This is a genomic window from Pseudomonadota bacterium (assembly GCA_039815145.1).
GTDB lineage: Bacteria > Pseudomonadota > Gammaproteobacteria > Steroidobacterales > JBCBZW01 > JBCBZW01.
On sequence record JBCBZW010000047.1, the window covers coordinates 1 to 23,783 of the forward strand.

At 66.9% G+C, this 23,783-nt stretch carries 16 protein-coding genes; 9 read left to right on the forward strand and 7 right to left on the reverse strand.

Going from position 1 to position 23,783, the window contains the following annotated elements; all coding sequences use genetic code 11:
• The 4 genes from AAF184_13140 to AAF184_13155 all read left to right on the forward strand — a co-directional run.
• Positions 1-1,257, forward strand: a 1,257-nt coding sequence (locus AAF184_13140) for an oligopeptide:H+ symporter (GenBank protein MEO0423281.1), incomplete at its 5' end; no start/stop codon positions are given.
• 31 nt (positions 1,258-1,288) lie between these two features.
• A complete protein-coding gene (locus AAF184_13145) occupies positions 1,289-3,229 on the forward strand; it encodes an oligopeptide transporter, OPT family (protein ID MEO0423282.1) in 1,941 nt (646 codons plus the stop codon).
• 109 nt (positions 3,230-3,338) lie between these two features.
• The gene (locus AAF184_13150) at positions 3,339-5,750 is read left to right on the forward strand and encodes a DUF87 domain-containing protein (protein ID MEO0423283.1); all 2,412 of its coding nucleotides are present in this window, start codon (positions 3,339-3,341) and stop codon (positions 5,748-5,750) included.
• A gap of 6 nt (positions 5,751-5,756) precedes the next feature.
• Positions 5,757-8,399 carry a patatin-like phospholipase family protein gene (locus AAF184_13155; protein MEO0423284.1) on the forward strand — a complete coding sequence of 881 codons (2,643 nt, stop codon included), beginning with the start codon at positions 5,757-5,759 and terminating at the stop codon, positions 8,397-8,399.
• 17 nt (positions 8,400-8,416) lie between these two features.
• Here the strand turns inward: AAF184_13155 and AAF184_13160 are convergent, their stop codons facing one another.
• Together AAF184_13160 and AAF184_13165 are read right to left on the reverse strand one after the other, a co-directional pair.
• On the reverse strand, positions 8,417-8,890 hold the full coding sequence (locus AAF184_13160; protein MEO0423285.1) for a hypothetical protein: 474 nt from the start codon (positions 8,888-8,890) through the stop codon (positions 8,417-8,419).
• A gap of 222 nt (positions 8,891-9,112) precedes the next feature.
• The gene (locus tag AAF184_13165) at positions 9,113-10,054 is read right to left on the reverse strand and encodes a hypothetical protein (protein ID MEO0423286.1); all 942 of its coding nucleotides are present in this window, start codon (positions 10,052-10,054) and stop codon (positions 9,113-9,115) included.
• A 127-nt stretch (positions 10,055-10,181) separates the two neighbouring features.
• On the opposite strand from AAF184_13165, the gene AAF184_13170 reads away from it, so the two are divergent.
• The 3 genes from AAF184_13170 (at position 10,182) to infC (ending at position 16,133) form a co-directional block, all read left to right on the forward strand.
• On the forward strand, positions 10,182-12,398 hold the full coding sequence (locus AAF184_13170; protein MEO0423287.1) for a winged helix-turn-helix domain-containing protein: 2,217 nt from the start codon (positions 10,182-10,184) through the stop codon (positions 12,396-12,398).
• Between the two features lie 51 nt (positions 12,399-12,449).
• Complete coding sequence (locus AAF184_13175) at positions 12,450-15,464, forward strand: hypothetical protein (protein MEO0423288.1); 3,015 nt, start codon at positions 12,450-12,452, stop codon at positions 15,462-15,464.
• Positions 15,465-15,590: 126 nt separating this feature from the next.
• Positions 15,591-16,133 (forward strand): translation initiation factor IF-3, encoded by a 543-nt coding sequence (gene infC / locus AAF184_13180; GenBank protein ID MEO0423289.1) that lies wholly within the window; start codon positions 15,591-15,593, stop codon positions 16,131-16,133.
• A gap of 83 nt (positions 16,134-16,216) precedes the next feature.
• Here infC and AAF184_13185 read toward each other — a convergent pair whose 3' ends face one another.
• The gene (locus AAF184_13185) at positions 16,217-17,155 is read right to left on the reverse strand and encodes a hypothetical protein (protein MEO0423290.1); all 939 of its coding nucleotides are present in this window, start codon (positions 17,153-17,155) and stop codon (positions 16,217-16,219) included.
• A gap of 284 nt (positions 17,156-17,439) precedes the next feature.
• Here AAF184_13185 and AAF184_13190 point away from each other — a divergent pair, with 284 nt between their 5' ends.
• Together AAF184_13190 and AAF184_13195 are read left to right on the forward strand one after the other, a co-directional pair.
• Positions 17,440-18,180, forward strand: a complete 741-nt coding sequence (locus tag AAF184_13190) for an RDD family protein (GenBank protein MEO0423291.1) — start codon at positions 17,440-17,442, stop codon at positions 18,178-18,180.
• Positions 18,177-19,190 (forward strand): stage II sporulation protein M, encoded by a 1,014-nt coding sequence (locus AAF184_13195; GenBank protein MEO0423292.1) that lies wholly within the window; start codon positions 18,177-18,179, stop codon positions 19,188-19,190. The genes AAF184_13190 and AAF184_13195 overlap by 4 nt, the downstream gene beginning before the upstream one ends.
• On the opposite strand, the gene AAF184_13200 is transcribed toward AAF184_13195, so the two are convergent.
• From AAF184_13200 to AAF184_13215, 4 genes are read right to left on the reverse strand one after another with little or no spacing between them, the layout of a single operon-like run.
• A complete protein-coding gene (locus AAF184_13200) occupies positions 19,157-20,482 on the reverse strand; it encodes a DUF58 domain-containing protein (GenBank protein ID MEO0423293.1) in 1,326 nt (441 codons plus the stop codon). The genes AAF184_13195 and AAF184_13200 overlap by 34 nt on opposite strands.
• Before the next feature lie 10 nt (positions 20,483-20,492).
• On the reverse strand, positions 20,493-21,482 hold the full coding sequence (locus AAF184_13205) for an AAA family ATPase (protein MEO0423294.1): 990 nt from the start codon (positions 21,480-21,482) through the stop codon (positions 20,493-20,495).
• A 31-nt stretch (positions 21,483-21,513) separates the two neighbouring features.
• Positions 21,514-23,049 carry a DUF4350 domain-containing protein gene (locus tag AAF184_13210; protein MEO0423295.1) on the reverse strand — a complete coding sequence of 512 codons (1,536 nt, stop codon included), beginning with the start codon at positions 23,047-23,049 and terminating at the stop codon, positions 21,514-21,516.
• Positions 23,049-23,735 carry a hypothetical protein gene (locus AAF184_13215; protein MEO0423296.1) on the reverse strand — a complete coding sequence of 229 codons (687 nt, stop codon included), beginning with the start codon at positions 23,733-23,735 and terminating at the stop codon, positions 23,049-23,051. The genes AAF184_13210 and AAF184_13215 overlap by 1 nt, the downstream gene beginning before the upstream one ends.
• Positions 23,736-23,783 lie beyond the last annotated feature (48 nt).

Genomic DNA, 23,783 nt, shown 5'->3' on the forward strand with positions numbered 1-23,783 from the left:
CGCGACGCGGGCTTCACCATCTTCTACATGGGCATCAACATCGGCTCCTTCACCGCCACCCTGCTCTGCGGCTGGCTCGGTGAGGCCTTCGGCTGGAAGTACGGCTTCGGCGCCGCGGGCATCGGCATGGTGCTGGGCCTGTTCACCTTCCTGTGGGGGCAGAAATACCTCCACGGCCACGCGGACCCGGGCGACGAGAACGCCCTGCGTGAGAAGGTGTTCGGGCCCTTGAGCCGCGAGTGGGTGATCTACCTGGCGACGGCCCTGTCCCTCGGCGTGATCTGGCTGCTGGTGCAGAAGGAGCCCGTGGTCCACCTCACGCAGAACGTGATGCTGATCATCTCCATCACCGGCATCATCCTGTTCTCCATGCTGCACGAGAACCAGCAGGCGGAGGGGCGTCAGATCGCCTACGGTCTGGCGGGTGTCTCGATCGTGCTGGGTATTCTCGCCGCCCTGGTGGAGACCCACTTCCTGCCCCTGCCGGCAGGCTTGGCGGAGTACATGGTCTACGCGGCCATCGCCGTGCTGGTGGGCTTCATCGTGTTCGGCTTCATGCGCTTCAACTCGCCGGAGTTCTCGCGCACGGTGGTGTTGATGGTGCTGATCCTCTCCACCGTCGTGTTCTGGGCCCTGTTCGAGCAATCGGCGGGCTCCATGACGCTCTTCGCCGACCGCGCCCTCGACCGCAACTTCCTCGGCATCGAGTGGAAGGCGAGCCAGTTCGGCTCCCTCAACGCGCTCTTCATCATGCTCCTGGCGATTCCCTTCGCCTGGCTCTGGAGCACCCTGGGGCGCGCCGGCTTCGAGCCGAGCACGCCGGTGAAGTTCGGCCTCGGCATCATCCAGGCGGGCCTCGGCTTCGGCGCCCTGGTGCTGGGTGCGCAGTTCCCGGATGCGCAGGGCCAGGTGGCGGCCATCTGGCTGATCCTCGCCTACCTGCTGCACACCACCGGAGAGCTCTCGCTCTCGCCGGTGGGCCTGTCCGCCGTGACCAAGCTCTCCATCGGTCGCGTGGTGGGCGTGAGCATGGGCACCTGGTTCCTGGCCACGGCCCTGGCGGAGACCGTGGCCACGCGCCTCGGCAAGCTGGCGGCGATCGACACGGGCGATCCCGACGCGGTGCTCACGGCCGCCCAGACGGTGGCGACCTACACGGGGCTCTTCGAGTACCTCATGTGGAGCGGCATCGTGGTGGGCGTGGGCATGCTGATCATCTCGCCGATCTTGCGTAAGGGCATGCACGGCATCCACTAAGCACGAACGACAACCACACAAGGAAGACTGCATGTCGCCTCAGGGGATTCCGCCGCAGCTCACGCCCAAAGCCATCGTGCTGGGTGTGCTGCTCTCGATGGTGCTGGCCGGCGCCAACGCTTACCTGGGCCTGTTCGCGGGCCTGACCGTGTCGGCCTCGATCCCTGCGGCGGTGATCTCCATGGCCCTGCTGCGGATGTTCAAGAACTCGAACATCCTCGAGAACAACATCGTGCAGACCTCCGCCTCGGCGGGGGAGTCGGTGGCGGCGGGCGTCATCTTCACCATCCCGGCGCTGATCATCCTCGACTACTGGCAGGTGTTTCAGTACTGGTGGGTGACGGTGATCGCGGGCCTGGGCGGCTTGCTCGGGGTGCTGTTCACGGTTCCCCTGCGACGTGCGCTGATCGTGGAGGAGAACCTCGCCTATCCGGAGGGTAAGGCGACGGCGGAAGTGCTGCGGGTGGGCGACGATCCCGCCGCGGGTATGCGTTACCTGGTGATCGCTGCCCTGGCGGGTGGCCTGACCAAGCTCGCCGAGACGGGCCTGCGCCTGTGGTCCGGTTCGGCCGCGATGGCGGGTTACGCGGGCAAGAGCACGATCGCCTATATCGGCACCAACCTCTCGCCGGCGCTGCTGAGCGTGGGTTACATCGTGGGCCTGAACATCGCCGTGCTCGTGTTCGCGGGTGGCGCCATCTCCTGGTACCTGGCGATTCCGATCTACAGCACCTTCTTCCTCGACGGCGATCCGGCGATCGCGGCCATGGTGGCGGATGGTGCCCCGGCCGTGGACGTCGCCTTCCGCATTTGGACCAGCAAGATTCGCTACCTGGGCGTGGGTGCCATGCTCATCGGCGGCATCTGGGCCCTGATCTCCATGCGTGGCTCCCTGCTCTCGGGCGTGCGCAGCGGCCTCTCCGCCTCCAAGGGCGGTGCCAGCGGCGCAGCGGTAGACCACACGGAGCGCGACACACCGATGCAGGTGGTGCTGGCGCTGATCGCCGCCTTTATCGTGCCCATCGCCATCCTCTATTTCTTCATCACCGGCGATGTGGTGATCAGCGGCGTGATGACCGTGATCATGATCGTCGCGGGCTTCCTGTTCTCCTCCGTGGCGGCCTACATGGCAGGTCTGGTGGGTTCGTCGAACAATCCCATCTCGGGTATCACGATCGCCACGATCCTGTTCTCGTCGCTCCTGCTGGCGGCGATGATGGGCGCTAACGGGGCCGTTGGCCCGGCGGCGGCGATCATGATCGGCGCGGTGGTGTGCTCCGCGGCAGCTATTGCTGGCGATAACCTGCAGGATCTCAAGGCGGGCTACATCGTGGGGGCGACGCCGTGGCGTCAGCAGCTGATGCAGGGCGTGGGCGTGGTTTCCGCCGTGTTGGTGATGGCGCCCATCCTGAACCTGTTGCTCAAGGCCTACGGCATCGGTGAGCCGACGGCTGATCAACCCGATGCCCTGCTTGCGCCGCAAGCCACCTTGATGGCGTCGGTGGCGCAGGGTGTGTTCAGGGGCGGGTTGCCCTGGGGCATGGTGGCGATCGGGGCAGGTATCGGTGCGGCGATCATCGCCCTCGACTTGCAGCTGAAGGCGCGTGGCTCGGCCTGGCGAGCGCCCGTGTTGGCCGTGGCGGTGGGCATCTACCTGCCCCTCGAGCTCTCCGTGCCGATCTTCATCGGTGGCATCGTCGCCGAGATGGCGAAACGATACAACGAACGGGTCTCGGCAAGTCAGGAAGAGGCGGAGCGACGTCAGCGCTTCGGCATGCTGTTCGCTGCCGGTCTGATCACCGGCGAGGCGCTCGTGGGCATCTTCATGGCCATCCCGATCGTGCTGACGTCGAATCCCAACGTGATCGCGGTGGGCTCATTCCTCCCCGACGCGCTGGGATCCCTGCCGGGGCTGCTCGTGATGGCGGCCTTGACATTTACCCTGCTACGCCTGTCGCAGGTGCGCAGCTAACGCGGTTTGAGCACCGGCCCCGGTTGGGGCAGACTCCGCGCGAGAAGCCACCGTGGCGAGGCACTGTAAAAAGCGCCTCGCGGGGGACACGGCGGCATGAGGGGAATCCGTGGATCCGCAAGTCTACGAGAAGCTGGGGCTGTTCTATCTCGGCCGCCAGGAGCAGGGTGACGACGAAGGCGCCGCTGCCGCGCCGCTCCTGTACGAGTCACGCGATCTAACCACCCACGCCGCCATCATCGGCATGACGGGCAGTGGTAAGACGGGTCTCGGCGTGGGCCTCATCGAAGAGGCTGCGATCGATGGCATTCCGGTGATCGCGATCGACCCGAAGGGTGACCTCGGCAACTTGATGCTCACCTTCCCCGACCTCGACGGCGAGAGCTTTGCGCCCTGGGTCAACCCTCGCGCTGCTGCGGATAAGGGCCTCACCCCGGACGAGTACGCGACCAAACAGGCGGACCTGTGGCGACGCGGCCTCAAGAGCTGGGGCCAGGACCCGGATCGCATCACGCGCCTGCGCGAAGCGGCTGACTTCGCGGTCTACACGCCGGGCAGCACCGCGGGTATCCCATTGGATGTATTGGGTGACTTCGCGCCACCGCCTGCGGGCACGGACGACGAGACCCGTCGCGAGCGCCTCACCAGCACCGTCTCCGCCCTGCTGATGCTCTTGGGCCTGGATGTCGATCCGCTCACCAGTCGCGAGCACCTACTTCTGAGCCAGATCCTCCAGACGGCCTGGACCGAGGGCAAGTCGCCGACGCTCGCCGATCTGATCCATCAGGTGCAGCGTCCGCCGTTCGAGATGCTCGGCGTGATGGCCCTCGACACCTTTTATCCTGAGAAGGACCGCTTCGACCTGGCGATGCGCATGAACTCGCTCCTCGCCTCGCCGGGCTTTTCCGCGTGGATGCAGGGCGAGCCCCTGCAGGCGGAGAACCTGCTCTACACCGAGCACGGCAAGCCGAAGGTGTCCGTGGTATACATCGCGCACCTGGGCGATGAGGAGCGCATGTTCGTGGTGTGTCGCCTGCTCACGCAGTTGATCGCCTGGATGCGCGCCCAGCCCGGCACCACCAGCCTGCGCGCCGTGCTGTACATGGACGAGGTGTTCGGCTACCTGCCGCCCGTGGCCAACCCGCCGGCCAAGACCCTGTTCCTGACGCTCCTCAAGCAGGCCCGTGCCTATGGCGTCGGTTTGGTGCTCGCGACGCAGAACCCCATCGATCTCGACTACCGCGCCCTCTCCAACATGGGCACGTGGATGATCGGGCGTCTGCAGACCGAGCGCGACAAGATGCGCGTGCGCGATGGACTCGAGAGCGCGGACGGCTCGGCCAACCTCGACACCAACGAACTGATGCAGACCATCTCTGGTCTGGGCAAGCGCCGCTTCCTCCTGCACAACGTACACGAGAACGGCCCGGTGATCTTCGAGACGCGCTGGGTGATGAGCTACCTGCCGGGCCCGCTGACCCGTGATCAGATCGAGCGCGTGATGGCGCCGATCAAGGCCGAACGTGGGCACGTGGCAACGCCGGCGGCAGCGCTGGCAGCCCCCGCCACTACGGCGCCGACGGCCACGGACACCGCCACCACCTCGGCGCCCATCGCCCCCAAGGGCGTGGAGATGCGCTTCGCGCCGCGCGGGGCGAGTGAGCCCGCGGTGGAGTACGTGCCCTACGTCCTCGGGCTCGCCGACGTGAGCTACCACAGCGTGCGCTACAAGATCGACACGATCGTCGACCACGCCTGGCTCACCCGCATCGACCCGGACGTGCCCGGTGGCCTCTCCTGGGAGGACGCCGTGCCCTTCGACGGCGACGCCTCGCTCCTCGCCCACGACGCGCCCGAGCAGGTGAGCTTCGCCGACGTCGACAGCGGCGACTCCAAGGCCCTCACCAAGCACCAGCGCGCTTTCAAGTTCTGGTTGCGCACGCAACAGCCGCTCACGCTCTACCGCTGCACCGATCCCAAGGCGATCTCCGAACTGGACGAGACCGAGGCCCACTTCGTCTCGCGCCTGGTCCACGTGCAGCACGAAGAACGCGACTTGGCCATCGCCAAGACGCGGGAGAAGTTCGCCATCAAGCTCGAGCGCCTCGAAGAGAAGGTGCGCAAGGCGAAGCAGGCCGTGGAGCGCGAGGCGCAGCAGGCGAGCGGCAGTTCGATGGGCGCCCTGGCCAGCATGGGCGGCACGATGCTCTCGATGCTCGTGGGGCGCAAGCGGCGGCGCAAGCTGTCGACGGTGTCTCGCGAGATGAGCAACGCCGCCAAGCAGCGCGGCGACGTGAAGCGGGCGAAGGAGAACGTCAAGGCCATCAAGGCCGAGATGCGCGACCTGGAGAAGGAGGCGAAGGCGGCCGTCGCGGAACTGGAGGCGCAGGCCGACGAGGCGGCCGTGGAGGTAGAGGAGCTGCCGATCCGGCCGAAGTCCGCGGACATCGCCATCCACAGCTGCATGGTGGTGTGGGCGCCGCGCGGTTTCGGTGCCGGCGGCCCGGCGGGCCACGACTGAGCACCCATGCTCTTCGAAGACGTACAGCTGCGCGCGCAGGCGCCTGAGTATCGCCGCCGCGCGAAGTCGCTGCTCCACGCGTCGAAGATAAGCCACGAGGAGATCGATAGCTTAAGCAAGGTGCTCCTCGACCTGCGCGAGTGGAGCTATGCGCGCCGTTTGCTGGCGCGGGCGCGTGGTCGCGTCGTGGAGGATCCGAAGGCCCGCTTGGAACTCGCCCAGCGCCAGGCCCTCGCCACCTACAACGATACGGAACTCCCGGTGGACGCGCGCCTGGAGGGTGCCCTCGCCATCCTGGAAGAGCGCTGTGGCCTGAAGAACACGCGCAACCAACGCACGCTCTCCTTGGCGGGCGCCGTCTTCAAGCGTCGCTGGCGCCTGGACGGTCACAAGGAAAACCTGGAGCGCGCGTTGACCTACTACCTTCGCGCCTACGAGGAAGGGCCGGAGCACGACCTCGGCCAGTCCGGCATCAACGCGGCCTTCGTGCTCGACCAGCTCGGCGAGGTGGAGCGTCGCGAGGCGGCCTCCGCCGGTGGCAGCTCGGACATGGCCTCGGCCCGCGCCGAGGAGACGCAGGCGATTCGCGAGGAACTGGTGGAGACCCTCTCGCCGCTCACGGAAGCCAAGGAGTCCGTCGCCGATCGCTGGCGCCTCTACACCACCATCGCCGAAGCGCTGTTCGGCCTCGGCCAGTTCGAGCAGGCCGGGCCCTGGCTGGAGAAGTTGCGCGAACTCGGCGTCTCCGCTTGGCAGTATCAGGCGACGGTACGCCAGTTGACCGCGGTGGCCCGGATGCAGAGCGGCGACACGGGCAGTGTCCCGGCCTTCTCGCGTTCGCAGGCAGGCAAGGTGCTAAGGGAATTCCTGGGCGAGCACTCGCAGGCCGTGCGCGGCGCCTACGCAGGGCGGGTAGGCCTCGCCCTGTCGGGCGGTGGCTTCCGGGCCGCGCTCTACCACATCGGCGTATTAGCGCGCTTGGCGGAGCTCGACGTGCTGCGCCATGTGGAGGTGCTCTCCTGCGTAGCCGGCGGCGCCATCGTCGGCACCCACTACTACCTGCTGCTGAAGGAGTTGCTCGAGGCCAAGGCGGATGCGGAGATCACCCGCGAGGACTACATCGCCCTCGTGCGGCGCCTGGAACGCCACTTCCAGGACGGCGTGCGTCGCAACCTTCGCGGGCGCCTCAATATCGACCCCGTGACCAACGCCAAGCTCCTCGGCCCGAGCTACAACCGCACCATGCGTACGGGCGAGCTGCTCGAGGAGATGCTCTTCTCGCGGATCGCGGAGGAGGCGGGGCAGCCCCAGCGTCGCCGCGGCAAGCGCGATCCGATCTACATGCCGGACCTCGACGTGCGTCCCTACGGCACGGCCCAAGGCGCCACCTTCGAGGCGAAGCACGACAACTGGCGTCGCGCCGCCAAGGTGCCGGAGCTGGTGATCAACGCCACCACCCTGAACACGGGCCACAACTGGCAGTTCACTCCCGACTCCATGGGCGAGCCTCCGGGTAGCATCAATACTCATGTCGACTCCAGCTATCAATTGCGACGGGTGAACTATGCGGAGGCGCCGGAGGGGGTGCGGAGCGTTCGCCTGGGGTACGCGGTGGCGGCGTCGGCATCCGTGCCTGGACGCACGGAGCCGCTGTCATTGAAAGGGCTCTACCCCGGGGTCGACGTGCGCCTGGTGGACGGCGGGGTGACGGATACCCAGGGCATCTCGGCGCTCCTCGAGCGCGACTGCCAGGTGATGCTGGTCAGCGACGGCACGGGCCCCATCGACAGCGTCGATGCCCCGAGCGTCGGCCGCCTCGCGGCACGCCGTCGTGCCAATATCATCCTGCGCGCCCGTGCCCTGCAGCTGTCCACGGAACATCTGGAAGGCCGGCGTCGCTCAGGTCTGCTGCGGGGGCTGATGGTGGTGCATCTGCGCAAGGATCTGCCGGTCACGCCCATCGACTGGGTAGGGTGTGACGATCCCCTGTCCCTGGTCGAGGACCGCGCCCAGGAGCGGGGCGAAGAGCTGGTCGAACACCAGGAGACCGAGTACGAGATCCCCATCGGTATCCAACGGGCGCTGGCCGCCGTGCGCACGGACTACGACGCCTTCCACGAGTCCGAGTCACTCACGCTCATGTTGAGTGGATATCGCATGGCCGAACATGCCTTCCGGGAGGACGCCTCGCTTACGGCGCTGACCGATGGCGAAGCGCCGTCGGACGATTGGGACTTCCTGGCGGTACAGGAGGTGCTGCGCGATTACGCCGCCCGTGAGCATCTGCGCGAGGTGCTGGCAGTGTCTGCACGGCGGCGCTTCAAACCGTGGTTGGCCAGCGAACGTCTTCGTCAGGCGAGTTGGATTGCGGGGATTGGCACTGCCGTCGTCGCCGCCCTTGTGGGGGCCTTCAGCGCTAACGCCGTGCTGCTGAACGGTGCCGGGGCGGTGCTCCTGCTGCTGGCAACCGTGCTGGCGATTTGGGCGGGGCGGCGCTTGTCTGCGTCGACGGATCTGCCGGTGATGCTGGGGCGCTTGGTGTATGGTCTGTGGGCCGTGGTGACGGGGCCGATCACCGGGCGGGTGCAGTTGTGGCTGTTGGACCGGCTTTACCTGCGCTTCGGGAGACTTAAACCTCCCGAGCGGTAGCGACGCGTAGCCGCGGACTATTCGCGCGACAGTAGTTCCCAGTCGACCGCCCCATCATCGATGCTGCGAGCCGCCAGGAATCCAAGCGGTGTGTGGAAGACGCTCACGTAGGAAGCGCGGTCCTCGATCTCCATCACGAGCTGATTTTGGAACACCGAGTAGTGGCGTTCGCCAAGGTGCCTTCCCGTGCTGTCCCAAAGTCGGCTCTGGCCGTCCGGCCCGAATTCGATCTCGTACAGCTCGCCGTCGCTACGCTTGAGCATCGTCAGGCGATGACCCTCGATCAATTGGCGTAGCTCGGGCCCTGTGATCGGCGTTATGCCGTGCTCGGCAAGCTCCCTTGTGGTGGCGAACTCCACCTCGCTGCCGTCACGCGTCGTGATGCGCCAAGCGGCAGCCGTCTTCCCGTTCCGTAGCCGGTATCCGAAGGTGGCGTCGCCCGACGTGACCACTTGGAACTCGTAGTGTTCGGGGCCAGCCGTAAACCGCAAGCGGTCGTCGATGATGTCGTAGCTGGCAACGCTCGATAACCCGCGTGAGCGAAGCGCCTCGCTAGCGCCGCGCCTTCTGACGCGCCCAACTGCCTGGCAAGAATCGACGTGCTAGGCATCAGTATTTGGTAGTTCCAATGGCGCCTGTAAGGGAGTTCAACGTCAACCGAAACGTCGTGGTGGGGAGGAGCGGCTCGCGTGAACCGCCCCTCCCGTCAGCGCCTAGTGGTGCCAGCGCACCGGGCCCACCACGCAGGCGGGGTTCTCGCTGCCGTTGAAGACGAACGTACTGCCGAACTCGTTCACCCCGTTGCCCACGATCTCATCCTCTCCCCGGGTTCGACCGCTGAGCGCAAGGGCGAGGGGGGCGCCGGTGCGCGAGGTGGCCTGGAACGCCGTCGGTGAGCTGTCGAGGCGCGTCTGCCGCGTGGTCAGCGTGGCGCCTAAGCCGTCCACGGTGAGGCTGCCCATCTCATCGAAGCGCAGGCAGTCAGCGAAGGTATCGCCCGTGTTCGTGCGCACGCTCACGGCGAAGACGCGATCGGTCATCTCCTCCACCACCTGCGTGGCGATGGGCTCGTTGCTGTAATCGCTGTAGACCAGTTCGATGCCGTCGGGGAACTCCGGGTTCGGGACCAACCCCAGGACGCCAGCGCAGGCCTCGCCTTCACCGCAGGGCGTGAGCATGACGTCCGACACCGGCACGGGGTTGGCGATGAAGTTGAAGAACTCGCCCATCCACCAGTTGGTGCTCGGCGCGAATACGGCCAGGGAGATGCCCTCGTCGACCTGATCGCCGATGGGACCGCCGTCGATGTTGTAGGCGAAGCCCATGAAGGCGTTCTCGAAGGCCTCCATGTCGGCGACGGACTTGTCATAAACGATCGTTACCGGCGCCTCGAGGTTGAAGCCGGTGAAGGTGATCTCGGCGTAGTCCACCTCATTGCCGAAGGGCAGGCCGAAGACGTCGGAGATGAAGCGCGACACCGCGTACAGGCGACCGTCGCCGTCCAGATCGGTGCCGCTCAGGACGCCTTCGATGGTGCCGCCGCTCGAGTACCCGCCCTGCGAGTACTCGATGGTGACGGTCTCCTGGGCCAGGGCTGAGAGGCTCGCCAGCGAAGCGCAGGCGGCGAGGGCGAGCGGAAGAGAAGTGCGTGTCATGTCGTGTTCCCCCTTGTGGGTGTTCGTGTTGGACGGGGGGCATCCTCTGCGCTTCCGGTCGCAGCAAGCATGAACGAGTTCTGACACAATGCTGTCAGTTGTGTCGTTGGGCCTGCCGCACTGTTAAATGACTGAAGAACAAGAAGTTCTCAGATCGGGCGAAATCCTCCTGGACATCGCCGCGGAGCGTTTGGAATACGCTGGGGCCGCGCGCGAGCTTCGGCCCAAGCACCTTCGCTTGCTGCATGCGTTGATGCGTCGACCCGGTGAGTTGCTCAGCAAGCGGGAGCTCATTGAGATCGGCTGGGGCAACGTGCCCGTCACGGACGCGGTGCTGACGACGGCGATCAAGGAGATTCGACGCGCCCTCGGCGACGATGCTAAATCCCCCTGGGCCATCGAGAACGTCCATGCGCGCGGCTACCGGTTCCTGCCCGCCGTGCAGGCGGAGCCGCGGACTGCCGCCCCGGTCGGCGAGGCCACGCCGAGCCCGGATCGCCCATCACCGGTCTTGCCGCGCGTCGCCATCGCGGCGGCGATCGTCCTGGCCATCGCGGCCGCAGGGTTCTTCTGGCGGCCGCCGCAGCAGCAGGAGGCGCCGGCGCTGATCGCCGAGAACACGGTCCCCGCCATCGCCGTACTGCCCTTGGACGACATGTCCCCGGGCGGCGATCAGGGCTGGTTCGCCGACGGGCTCGCCGAGGAGATCCTCAACGAGCTCGCCCAGTCGACGCAGCTGCGGGTGGCCTCTCGCACCTCCGCCTTCCGCTTTCGCGGCGCCGAGCGGGACGTGCGCGACATCGCGCAGGCGCTGGGCGTCGACTACGTGATGGAGGGATCGGTCCGCACCGCCGGCGAGAAACTTCGCATCACCGTGCAGTTGATCCGCGCGGACGACGGCATCCACGTGCTGTCGAAGAGCTGGAATCGCCCCTTCGACGTCGAACAGGTGTTCGATGTGCAGCACGAGATCTCCCAGCAGGTGCTCGAGGTGCTCAGCGCGGCGATCGGCGTGGAGGCGACACCGACGCCGTTCGCGCCCCGCGGTGACATCGACTTGAAGGCCTACGAGCAGTTCTTGCGCGGGCGCGAATTGGTGCGTACCCGCACGGCGGACGGGGTGCGCGAGGGCCTGACGTTGCTCTCGCAGTCCGTCGCGGCGGCGCCGGACTTCGCCGCCAGCCATGCGGCCCTGGCCCTGGGGCGCTTGCTGTCGGTGCAGGCCCTGAACGCGCCGATCGACGAAGCGCGCGCGCAGGCCGCGGCTCACCTGCGTACGGCCACCGCCTTGGCGCCGGAGTCGGTGGAGGCCCTCACGGCGGCGGCCCTTCTGGCCATGATGGAGGGCGATCCCGAGCGTTCCTTAAGCTTGGCCGACCAGGCCTTGAGGCGGGCGCCGAACACCGCTGAGGCGCAGTTTCGGCGCGCCGCAGCCCTCGGCATGTTGGGTAGCCCGCACGAGTCTCACGAGGCCTTCCGGCGGGCCGTGCTGTTGGATCCGCTCTCGCCGGTGATCTCCGGGGCGCTGGTGCAGGCGCACCTGTACAACCGGGAGGAGGCGGCCGCCATCGCCCTCGCGGAGAAGATCTACCGCTGGAATCCCGAGCATGTGGCGGCCCAGTTCGCGTTGGGCTTTGCCCTCGGGCAGGTGGGGCAGTACGAGCGTGCCTACGCAATGCTCGATCGCGCCTGGCAACAGAACCCGCGAGAACCGCTGATGACCCAGCGGCGCAACGACCTCCTCTGGCGCCTCGGTGCCGACGCCTGGCTGGAGGAGTCCCCCCACGGCTGGGGCGTGCACGCGGCCGTCGCCCTGGAGCGTGGCGATCGCGCCGGCGCCATCGCACGCCTCGATGAGAATACGGTGCTGACCTACGCTGGCATCAGCGCCTTCGATATCGCCTACTGGGGAAGCGTGTCCTCGCTCGCGCAGTCGTACGCACGCGAGAGTATCCAGCGCTTTGGCCTGACGGAGTCAAAGATTTCGCTAGGTTATACACGTCCTTTGCATCAGGCGATCTTCGTGCTGGGAATAGAGCCCGAGGCGCGGAGCCTTCGCGCCCTGATGGACGAGCGATTCGAAGGCTGGTCGCCGAGCGACGATGTGCCGCTTCGGGACGAGGAGCTGCTGGGGGCCGCCGCTTGGCGCATGCTGGAGGGTGACGCAGCGGGTGCGCTCGCTTGGCTGGAGGATGCTGCAAGGCGCGGGCGTGTACTTCGCGAACTCCGCTTGGATCCGCTCTTCGACGATCTTCGGGAGGATGTGCGCTTCAGCAACGTGCTCTCGCGCATGGATGAGACGGCCGCAGCCATTCGTGGAGAATTGGGGTACGCGGCTCGCTGACTCGAGCAGAGGGCCACGCCTGTGTGGTGACTAACCATAGGATTGGGGTCAATGGACGGACACTCAAGAACACTCATCGGGGTATTCCTACTCATCATTACGCTCGGGGGTGAACTCACCTGGGCGCAGGGCAGTGCCAAGGCAGATGCCCTCGACAAGCTCTATGGAGCGTGGGAGGGCTTCGCGGCCACACCAGCCAAGGGCGGATCCTCCGTGGTGCGTATTCGCCTCGATCTCCAGCCGGCTCCCGATTCGGCGCACAGAGGCGGGCGCGGTGGTCGCCCAGACCGAGCAAGCGTTCAGGCGGCAACGCCGCAAGAGCAGCGTGAGATGCGCATGCAGGGGAAGGCGTCGGCCGATTGGCGACGCCAGACGTCCCGCACGCGCAAGCTGTTCGATTCGATCGACGACTCGGGCTACCGCTTGCAGGGCGATGAGGTTGCGGACAGCTTCTACCAGACCGTCTCGGCAACGCTGCAGGTCGAGCCGCTGTTCTATCTCGCGCCCGGCTTCGAGGAGACCGAGGTAGGTGCGCAGTTCTTCGGTCGCGTGCAACGTCAGGCAGAGCAGATCTCTGCAGAGGCCACCTTGCCCGCCATCGTCAACACCCAGACTGGCCAGCTGCGCTTTGGTCCGGGTTGGCAATGGGTGAACAAGCCGCGGGATGACGTCCTACGCCCCGCGGCCCTGAGGCTTCTCTTCGACGCTCGAGAAAATGTGCTCTTCGGTGAACTGCTCAATCCCAACACGGCTGCAGCACGCAAGAGACTCCCCACCCCTCTCCAGCCTGTGTTTTTGCCCGTCATGCTGTGGCGCCCCGGGGCGGTACCCGAAGCGTTGATGGATCGGTTAGGGGAAGAGGTCAACCTGGCCCGCGGTCGCCCGGACTACCGCCTCACCAAGGTCAATCAGCTGCGCGCCTTGCAAGCGCCTGCGCCCGACGAGGCGCAGACGGTAGACAAGGGTGAGGCAAGCGACGCGGACAACGGGCGCCGCGACGCGCGACGGCGCAAGCCCGAGCCAGCGCCCGAGGAAGATAGCGCACCCGCCGAAAGCGAGGCCCTGCAGGCGCTGCGTGCGGCCGCCGACGCCGCCAATGCCGAAGAGGTCCGGATGCAGCAGGCCTTCAAGGACGCGACCCAGGCCCGGAGCGACGCTGCGGCCGCCCGTAAGGCGGCGGAGGGCGATGCCTACGAGGCCGCCAACCAGGCGTACAAGGATGCCCAGAAGCGATACAACGAATTCAAGCGAGCGTCCGTGGCGGCGGCCAAGGAAGCGCGCGAAGCGCGCAAAGCGCTGGCGGCTGAGGAGAGCAGTAGCAGGGATGCCGCCCGCTCGCGAACCAGAGCGGACCGTGCCACGGTTAGGCAGCAGCCAACGCCACCCACACCCTCTGAAGACGAAGGCCGCCGCGCCGATAGTACGCCTGCGCTGCCCGTCCCACCGCTGACTGCCGCCACCCGGGAACGTGCATTGCCGGACGTCACCACCACGCCCGAGCGCTTGATCGCCTGGGCGTATCGTCTGGGCGAAGAGGTGCCCGAGCTGTTGGTGGACGATCAGATCGTGCTCGAGCGCTGGCCTAACGCCGGTACCAACCTGTTCAGCGACGAGGCCACGCTGGCGGCCTTCGGTCAGACGCCGGTCGAGTGGTCCGCCGGGGATCGTTGGCGAATCGTCAAGATGCTCGAGCAGTTGCGAGGCAACGGCCTGTCCCAGGAGTTCGTAGGCTGGATCGACTCGGAGTTCGAGCGCTACTTCCCTCGCACCCTGTCCCGCTACTACCTTCAGGCCCAGGCCCGTCGCTACGCCGATGGTGTCGAGGCGATGCTCGCCGAGCAACCGATCGACCAGCTGACCTTTCTGCGCCTGGCGGGTTGGGAGGAGGCGGCCGCCGACCACCTGGCTCACCTGTGGCCTTCGCAGTTCAATGCGATCAACGGATGGATCGGCGCTTCCCGAGCCTCTCGCGCCCGGCCTGTTCTCGAGGCTCGCCTCGACGCGGCGATTGCCACCCTGGCTCAGGGGGCCGACGGGGCGAGCTTGCTCGCGGATTGGTGGCTGGCCCAGGACGGCCTCCTCGACCACATCGGCCAGGACGATCGTAAGGCCGTGGGCAGCGAGCTCAACCGCGCGCTCGATCGTCTGCTCGATACGCACCTGAAGCCATTGACCGGCGAGATCAAGCGCCTCGGCAAGGGCCTAGACGCCGTGCTCGCCGGCAGTGCGCTCTACGCGCGGGCCCAGGCCATTACGGGCAGAGCCTCCTACCGCCCGGCCTACAAGGAGTTCATCGAGCGCTTGAACGCCCGCCGTGAGAAGGACCGCGCTGAGGCCTTGCCTCAGCTTAAGAAGCGCCTTGCCTCGATCGAGGACTTCGATGAGGTGGACGAACTCGTCGCCGACATCCTCGTCGTGCCCAGCGACTTCCGGTCGGGCTTCGGCGCCGAGGTGAGCGCTCTCGCCGATACGCGTCGGGCGGAGCTCGACGAGGCCGTGTTCTACGCCCGCTACTCGCCCCGAGAACGCGAGCTCATGGTGAAGCCCGGTGTGCTGAAGGTGCCGGGCGAGTACACGGCGCCCACGGCCGAGGAGGTGAAGCTCGCCTACTACCGCGAAATGCTCACGCTGGGCGGCATGCCCACGCCTAGGGATCCCACCAGCATCCTGCACACGGAGCCCGTGAATAAACTGTTCAAGATGTACATGAAGGTGGTGCTCTTCGACGTCGAGGTGCTCGAGGTGAAGGAGTGGGAGGATGGCTACGCCGTGAACTTTGCCTACAAGGTGAAGATGACCCCCCACAGCGAGAACGCGAAGGAGCTCTTCAAGGAGTTGGACAGGACACCCAACCTGATGACGGCGACCCTGCGCATCATGATGGCTTATCTCGAAGCGGTTCCCTCCCAGGAGGTGCATGAGTTCAGGTTGACCGCCAGTGGCTGGCGTTCGGATACCCTGCGCAAGCAGCTCTGGGATGGCCTGGCCAGCTACTGGTCCTCTCAGGCGGATGCCCTGCAGCGTGCGCTGCCAAGGTACAGATTCCGCGTCATCAGGCGTTACTAGATCTCATGTAGGGCCAGGCGCTTGTCGCACCTCCACGAAGTCGTGTATGGTCGCCCCCGCTTCGTTCGAGCTCCCCCATCGAGCTGATCGAAGCGCTTTGTTTAGCCACCCATCGAGGTACGCACCATAGTCAACAAACCCGATTCGGGCGGGTCGCCCGTCACAACAGACCCACGACGCAACCAACGCATTCCCCACAGTCGCATCCGCCTAGTGGATTCTGACGGCACCCACCGCGGTGTCGTTACCACGGCTTCGGCCCTCGAAGCAGCCGCCGATGCCGGCCTCGATCTGGTCGAGGTCTCGCCCCAGGCCGATCCTCCCGTGTGCAAGATCATGGACCACGGGCGCGCCAAGTACCTGGCGAGCAAGCAGCGACAATCGGCGCAAAGGCAGCGCGCATCCCCGAGCACCAAAGAGATCACCCTGCGGGCTGAGATCGCCTCGCATGACTACGAGGTGAAGTTACGTCGTGCCCGCGCTTTTCTGGCGGCGCGGCACAAGGTGAAGGTCAGCGTTAGGGTGAGGCGCCGGATGGCGCAGCCAGCGCGAGTGGCGATGGATCTTCTGCGTCGCATGGAACTGGCGCTCGCCGAACATGGTGTCGTTGAGGCGGCGCCGTTCCATGCGGGGCGAGGGGACTATTCTCTGGTCCTGAGGCCGACGTAGTCGCGAGATACCGCCAGCCCTCGCATCGAACATGCTCTCGGCTGTGCCACCACGACGGGTGGCACAGCCTCCCTCATAGGTAGCTACTCAGCTCGCATCCGAAATACGCCACGGTTCATCGTCACCGTACCGCCGACGTAGCTGCGGAAGGCCGACTCGGGATCGGCGGGGTCGAGGAGAAAATCGTACTCGGTGATCGGCTGATCCGGCAGGGCCCCGTAGGTGGAGCCGTCCCAGTGCTCCGCCAGATCTACGACCAACAGCTGGTCACCGTTCTCCGTCACATCCATCGGGCAGTAGCCGAGCTCGCGCGAGAAGACGCCGTTGCCGCGGTTGTTGATCGCCAGCAGGTTCGGCACACCGCCGAAGGGCAGGGGAATGATGGTCGCGCCAGGTGCGCCGGGAGGGGTGGCGTACCAGACGGCCCAGACGGTGACGAGGGCGTTGGGGCGATAGCCGAACACGCGAATGTCGACCGCGCCCGTACCGTCGTCGCGGCAGGTCACCCGCATGAACCCGCGTACGTCGCGGAACTCGCCGAGGGTCATGGCGTCAGCGGGGATGCTGTGGGTGGTGGGGAAGGGGGCCCCCAGCGCGCCCTCGGGCGGCGCAGCGATGCGCACACCGTCGAGGAGCGTCGGCATCGGCACCTCGTTGCTGCGCCGGTTCTTCAGGCGCTCGTCGGCGTCGGGGAAGCCGTTGGCGGCACGGAAGTCCGCGTTGGTGGTGGTGGCGACCTCCTGGTCGAGGTCGTCCACGCAGCTGTCCGGCGTGAGCGGCAGGGCGTCGTTGCCGGGGTCACCCGGCGCAGTGGCGGGGTTGTGGAGCCCGATGAAGTCGAAGTGAATGTCCGGCGGCAACGGGGCGGGGAGGTTGAAGATCGGCTGGTTGCAGTCGGAGTTGAAGCCCGTGGAGGGCTTCAAGATCTCGACGTACTCGCGGTCTTCCGCGTGCACGTTGGCGGCAACGGCCAACACGGCGAGGCCGAGGGCGAGCGAGGGAATTGTGTGAGTGGTGTGCATGGTTCGTCCTTGGGTTACCTTCTGGGCGGTGAACTGGGTGCGGCCGTTAGCCGCTGAGCACAGCCTCCATGAGCCAGGCGAGCGCGTCCTGATGGCACCCATTGGGATACCCAATGCTCACCTGATGGAAACCTGATGTGTCTGAATCTATTAGGAAAGTAACGGTTGATCGGCCTGCGCGGGGAGGTGCTCGCAACGGGGCCTGTCGCCAGCCTCGATAGCGGCATCGTCAAAGCGGGGAACTCGCGGTAGCCGAAGCGGGATCGATCGGGTTCAATAGCCCGATGCAGGAAGCCACCACTTCGCCGTCCCTGGAACTGGGCGCCGCCACCGGCGTGTCGATCGACCTACCGCTCGCGGGCGCAGGCAGTCGCAGCTACGCCTACATCATCGATTTCCACATCCGCCTCGTGCTCCCGGTGCTGTACTGGATCGTGCTCAGCGTCCTGGCAGGGCTTGGCATGGTGCAGTGGGAGGTGACGGACGCTGAGGGGGAATTCACGCGGGACGGTCGTATTCTGCTGGGGCTGTTCGGCGTGCCCAGCTTGCTCTTCATGCTGTACCACCCGGTGGTGGAACTGATCATGCGCGGGGATTCGCCCGGCAAGCGCTTCGCCGGTATTCACTGCGTCGACCGCGACGGGCAGCCCCCCAGCTCAGGCGCCATTCTCCTGCGCAACATCCTTCGCGTCATCGACAGCCTGCCGATGTTCTACACGGTGGGACTGATCGCCGTGCTCAGCACTCGATACCACCAGCGCCTCGGTGATCTCGTCGCCGGCACCCGGGTGGTGCAGGCGCCGAAGAGTGCTCGCGGCTTGGTCAAGGATCTCGGCGCGCTCGAGCGCTCGGATCTGTCGCCGGACGAGCTGGATCTGGTCACCAAGGTGCTCGCCCGTTGGGGCACGTTGCGCCGTGACCGTCGGCGGGAGCTTACGGAGGGTATCCTGCTGCGTCAGGGCATCACGCCGGCTGCCAAGGACCGCCAGCGTCGTCGCCAGCTAAAGGAGTTGTTGGGACAGTGAGTCGCGCCACGCAGCAGGACAAGCAGGCTCTCTACGCGGATTGGCTGAGCGCACGGCATAGCGGTTGGAAATCCCTCGCCGGTCACGTCGCCAGCAAGCGCCGCGACCTCGGCCTCGAGGAGGCACGCGAGGTGCTGGACGGCTACCAGGGCCTGGCGCGGGACGTGTCGCTCGCGCGGCGCGAGGTGCCCGGCAGCCGACTCCACCGCACCGCCGAGGCGCTGTACACGGAGCTGCACCGGGCCATCAATCGCAGGCCGACTGCGCCGCTGGAGGAGCTCTGGCGGCTCTACACGCACCGGTTGCCGGCCGCGGTGAGAACGCTGCGGGGGGAGCTCATCGTCTCCTTCGGGCTGTTCATCCTGGCCACGGTGATCGGCTACGTGATGGTGAGCGTCGCCACCGACACGGCCGGTTGGTTCCTCTCCGGCGAGATGATCCGCAAGGTGCAAAACGGCGGCCTGTGGACGGACGGTCTGCTGAACATCATTCCCTCGTCCGTGCTCGCCGCCGACATCACCATGAACAATATCTCGGTGTCGTTCACCGCCTTCGTGTTCGGCATGCTCTACGGCCTTGGCACCCTCTACATCCTGTCCCTGAACGGGCTGATGCTGGGCTCCATCTTCGCCTACACGGCCACCTATGACACCGCCCTGCCGCTGTTCCGCTTCGTGGTCGCTCACGGCATCGTCGAGCTGTCCGTGATCTGCGTGGCCGCCGCGGCGGGCCTGGCCATCGGCCGTGCCCTCGCCAGGCCCGGTGCCGAGGGGCGAATCGCCTCGCTGCAAGCGGCCGCCGGCGACGCCGGTGCGCTGGTCGCGGCCGCCGTGCCCTTTCTGATCGGCTGTGGGCTCATCGAGGGCTACATTTCCCCCAATCCCAACTTCAGCCTGACGTTCCGCGTCGTCGTGGGCGTGGCCTGGATGGTGGTGTTCCTGCTGGTCCTCGACGGGCGTATCTGGGGATGGCTAGGTCAGATGCGCTTGTCCGAGCGCAGCCGCCGGTAGCACTCGAACACCTCACGTTCGATCCGATCGGGGGTCGCCTCGACCACCACCGCGCCCATACGCTCCAGCGATGCCCGCGTTCGCGCCGCCGTGCGCCGGTACTCACGGGCTGCGATGGCACTGAAGATGGCGTTGCGATCGGTGCCGGTGGGTTGCATCAGTTGCTCGAGGTTGGCGTCCTGCACGGCCACCACCATGGGTAGGTGCTTCGGGCGCAGCAGCAGCGTGGCTTCGGCCAGCTGGCCGCTGGCGGTGGCGTCGTCGAGTTGGGTGAAGTTCAGCACGAGGGCGCGCTGGGGCAGCGCGCGGGAGAGCTGCATCACGGCGCTCAGGGGGTTGCTCTCGTTCTGCTGTGCGCGGCTGCCGGCGAGGCAATCGCGCACGCGTCGCAGGTGGGCCGGGCCGTGGCCGGGCGAGATGCTGTCGATGGGCGCGTCGGCGTAGGTCAGCAACCCGTAGCGGTCGCCCGCGTGGTCGGCGAGTTCGGCCAGGCGAGCGCTGATGTTGACGGCATGCCCCAGGGCGTCGAGTTGACCGACGCGCAGGCGGCTGCTGCGCCCACAATCCAAGGCGAAGATGATCAGGAGCTGTTGCTCTTCCTCGGTCTCCCGCACCACCAGGGAGCCGGTACGCGCGGTCGCCTTCCAGTCGATGACCGAGGGTGGATCACCGATGCTGTAGTTGCGCAGGCTGCGGAACTCGCTGCCGCCGAAGGAGCGGATCGCCTGGCGCGTGTCACCGAGACGGTCGAGGGCCGTGCGCCGCCCCGCGCTCGCCAGCATGGCCGGCGACACGCGGGTGACCGCAGGCGACTCCCCCGCAGCATCGCGCTCATGCAGAGGTACCGAACGAATCCATTCAGCTAAGCCGAACAAGCCGCGCACCAGTACGGGCTGGCGAGGCCACAGGTGCTCCCCCAGGCGCTGGGGCACCTGGTTGAAGGGCAGGCATTGGTGTTCGTCCGGCCGCAGCCGTACCGCGGCATCGTCCAGCTGGCCTGAAAACCACTCCGGCGGCCGCGGAGCGTAGGCGCAGCGCAGGGCGGTGCGCCCGGTGTTGGTCACGTGCAGCACCCAGTCCGTGGGTTCGCCCAGGTGTACGGATTGCGGTTGCTCCAGCGTGGCGTGCAGGGCGGGGCGGGCGCTCGTCATCCGCTCGATGAGCAGCGCCAGCGCCAACGCGATCGCGAGCCATCGCCACAGGCCCGCGACGGGAGCACCCATCCACAGGCCTGCGATGCCGATCGTGGCGATGGCGGCGATCCAGACGATGGCAGTCCAGCGCAGGGTCATGGGGGGCGACCTACTCCTGCGCGTCGTCTGCGGAGGTGGGCACCACGCCTTCGACGCGAGGGACGGCGATGCCCTCCACCAGTCGGGTCAACGACTCCGTTGCTGTGAGGCCGGCGATGCGCGCTTCCGGCGTGAGTACGATGCGGTGCGCGCCCACCGCGTCGACCACGCTCTGCACATCGTCGGGGCGCACGAAGTCAAAGCCTGAACCTGCGGCGAGCACGCGGGCCATCAGGAGCAGCGCGCGCGCCGCGCGGGTGGACAAGCCCAGGGCGATGTCCTGCGACTGACGTGTGGCTTCGCAGATGTCCACCACGTACTCCACCAGCGAACGCTCGACGCGGGTGGCGGCCACCTCATCGCGCGCCGCCCGCAGCAGCTCGCGCTCATCTTCGATGGCCGTGAGCGAGCCCTGGTGCGCGCTGCCCTCGGGCGAGGCGTAGCGTTGAAGCTCCTGCACCTCTTCGTCACGCGCGGCATAGGTCAGGTCGAGGCGCACGAGGAAGCGATCGACCTGAGACTCGGGGAGCGGGTAGGTGCCTTCGAAATCGATGGGGTTCTGGGTGGCGATGACCACGAAGTTCGCGGGGAGCTCGCGCGTATCGCCATCGATCGTGGTGCGCTTCTCCTCCATCGCCTCGAGCAGCGCTGACTGGGTCTTCGGGCCGGCGCGGTTCACTTCGTCCACCAGCACGACGTCTGCAAACAGGGGGCCGGGCCGGAACTCGAACTCGGTGCCGTCGGGGCGGAACACGGTGACGCCCGTGATGTCTGCGGGCAGCAGATCGGGCGTACCCTGTACCCGTCGGAACTGCCCGCCCAATGCTTGCGCAAAGGAGCGCGCCAGCAGGGTCTTGCCGATGCCCGGGGGGCCTTCGAGCAGGGCGTGACCGCCCGCGATTCGCGTCATGGCGAGCAGTCGCGCCGCGTGGCCGAGGCCGAAGACCCGTCCGCCGAGCTTGCTTTCGATCTGCTGCAGGTACTGTTGTGTGGGCTTCATGTAGCTTTCGATTTCATGCGTTTGTGGAAGGCTAGCGAATCGCTTCGCTGAGGGCGTGTACGTCGTGCTGGAGGGTGGCGTAGACCACGCGACGCCCCGCGGCCAGGGCGGATAGACGATCGACGACCGTGGCGACCAACTCGGGGTGCTTGTCGCGTTCGGCGATCAGGCCTTGCGTGAGGGCGTCTTGCTGCGAGAGCCGCCACTTGCGCGCGAGCTGCGTGCGCAGGGGGTCGAGGATGGCCTCGTAGACCGCGTCGCGGCGCAGGCGCAGGTCGAGGAAGCCCGCGCTGGCGCGCACCAGGTCGAGCTGGCCCATACCAACGGGGGGCGAGCGGTACAGGGCGCGGGCCCAATCCCCGTTGTTCGCCAGCAGATACCCCACCCAGAACAGCAGCACGAAGCCGATGCTCGCGTACAGGCGCCAGTCGTAGACGAGATCTGCTGACTCGACGATGTCGTTCACGCCCTGGTGTGCGTCGTCGAAGATCACGGTGCCATCGTCCCCGAGCCAGGTATCGACGAGTCGCATCGCGAAGCGTCGGTTGTCGAAGCGGTGAATGACATCGTTGGCGAGCACCGAAGGATGGAGGAGCACGAGCACCTCGCCGTCCCCCAGCGGGGCCTGCAGCATCGCCGCTTGTGAGGAGTCGGCGTGCGTCAGCACGGTCTGCCAACTGCTTGCTGCGGGAGTAGGGATGGTGGTGCAGCCGTTGCGACCACGCAGCCGCCTGGGCAACGTAATCATGGCCACGATTTCGGCCGGGGAGCGACCGCATGCGGCGATGTCAGCCTCGATCCCGTCCTGGGAATCGTCGTCGTCGTCGAATAGCCCCAGGGGATCGGCGGGAGAGGCCTGCTCCGGCGTGGAGTCGTCAGCGCCGTAGGTGGCCGGCACCCAGTGGGCGCCATCCCATGGCACGCGCACGTCATCGAGGTCCGTGGCGAAGGGGCCGTCGGGCGAGCCGACGAGGGTCATGGCGTCCGACGCGCCGTGCACGAGCAGCCAGCCCGGAATGTTCAAGGCGTCGCCGAGCGAGTCGCGGAGGTCCGCCAGGGCGTCGTCGGCGGTCACGTCCTCCGTTTTGTTCGTTTCATCGCCGGGCGGCGCAGGCTCGTCAGCGTCGTCCGACACCATGAGCCGCCGAAGTCGCAGCCCCGTCAGACGCCAGAGGGTACGGGTGAGGTCGAACCCGTCGTACACCCAGGGTGCCGACTCCAGGTGTCCGCTCGCCACCAGCAAGGTGTTGCCTTCACTCACCCACCTCATCAGGGCGGCGATCTCGTCGGCTTCGAAGGGCAAGATGGCGGGCACGTGCAGGACGGCGAGGTTGCCCGTGGTTGCCGACAGGTCCGCGAGGCTTTCCTGCGTGAAGCGCAGCCGCTGCGCGTGCGTCGGGATCGACGCGGTGGCGAGCCAACGCTGAAAGGCCACCACGCCCAGCTCGCTCGTGTTGTCGGTGGTGGGACGTTCCGGGGGGCCGCCGTCGTTGAAGGCCGGGAGGGCGAGGAGGACGATGATCATCACCATCGCGCCCACCCACAGGAGCGTCCGCAGGCGATCCATCAGTCGACGTCCGCCGCTACGTGGGCCAGCACCGCCGCCTGACGGGCCTGGAGCGCGGCAAGCTCTTCATCATCCGGCAGCCAGCCGGCGAACAGGTTGCGATCAGCCGCATCCGCCAGTGCCGAAAGATGCTGGCGCAGCGGTGCCGGCAGGGACGCCGCATCTACCAGCGTGCGATTGGTCTGATGCGGCCTCACCTCGAGCAGGCGGGCCTTGGCCAGCGCCATGCACGTGTGGATGAACAGGGCGGGTGCCCAGCGCTCGCGGGGTAGCTCGGTGAGTGGGCGGGCGTAGGCATCGCCTTCCAGCCCTGAGAGGTCCAGGGCGCTCGCTGGCAATCCCGGCGGGAAATAGTGGCGATAGGTACGCCAGAGCACGATCGCGCCGGCGAGGGCGATGAGCCCAATGGTCGTGTACCCAATAACGTCGAGCACCATCTGGCCGTCGATCGGAGGAGCCCCCAACCCTGTTAGCCAGCTATCTAGGCGTTGGATCGCCCCCACCAGCCAGCCGTCGTCGCCACCGGTCACATCGCGCAACCATCGCCAGGCCTTGCGCAGCGCGTCCTGATACCAGGCCATCAGGTTGTCCAGCGCTGCCGCTTCCGTGAGGTCCAGCTCTGCGATGATCGGGTCGAGCGTATCGGCGTCCAGGCGCGTCCCGTCGAGGGTACCGTCCTCGCTCAAGGGGCGAGCACCGGCGCCAGCGCGAATCCTCCTGCCCGGATTCGCGCT

Bases quoted from the DNA above. Each gene is read 5' to 3' on its own strand.
- AAF184_13145 (MEO0423282.1), top strand. From the start codon at position 1,289: ATGTCGCCTCAGGGGATTCCGCCGCAGCTCACGCCCAAAGCCATCGTG.
- AAF184_13155 (MEO0423284.1), top strand. From the start codon at position 5,757: ATGCTCTTCGAAGACGTACAGCTGCGCGCGCAGGCGCCTGAGTATCGC.
- AAF184_13165 (MEO0423286.1), bottom strand. From the start codon at position 10,054: ATGACACGCACTTCTCTTCCGCTCGCCCTCGCCGCCTGCGCTTCGCTG.
- AAF184_13170 (MEO0423287.1), top strand. From the start codon at position 10,182: ATGACTGAAGAACAAGAAGTTCTCAGATCGGGCGAAATCCTCCTGGAC.
- AAF184_13175 (MEO0423288.1), top strand. From the start codon at position 12,450: ATGGACGGACACTCAAGAACACTCATCGGGGTATTCCTACTCATCATT.
- AAF184_13185 (MEO0423290.1), bottom strand. From the start codon at position 17,155: ATGCACACCACTCACACAATTCCCTCGCTCGCCCTCGGCCTCGCCGTG.
- AAF184_13190 (MEO0423291.1), top strand. From the start codon at position 17,440: ATGCAGGAAGCCACCACTTCGCCGTCCCTGGAACTGGGCGCCGCCACC.
- AAF184_13200 (MEO0423293.1), bottom strand. From the start codon at position 20,482: ATGACCCTGCGCTGGACTGCCATCGTCTGGATCGCCGCCATCGCCACG.
- AAF184_13205 (MEO0423294.1), bottom strand. From the start codon at position 21,482: ATGAAGCCCACACAACAGTACCTGCAGCAGATCGAAAGCAAGCTCGGC.
- AAF184_13210 (MEO0423295.1), bottom strand. From the start codon at position 23,049: ATGGATCGCCTGCGGACGCTCCTGTGGGTGGGCGCGATGGTGATGATC.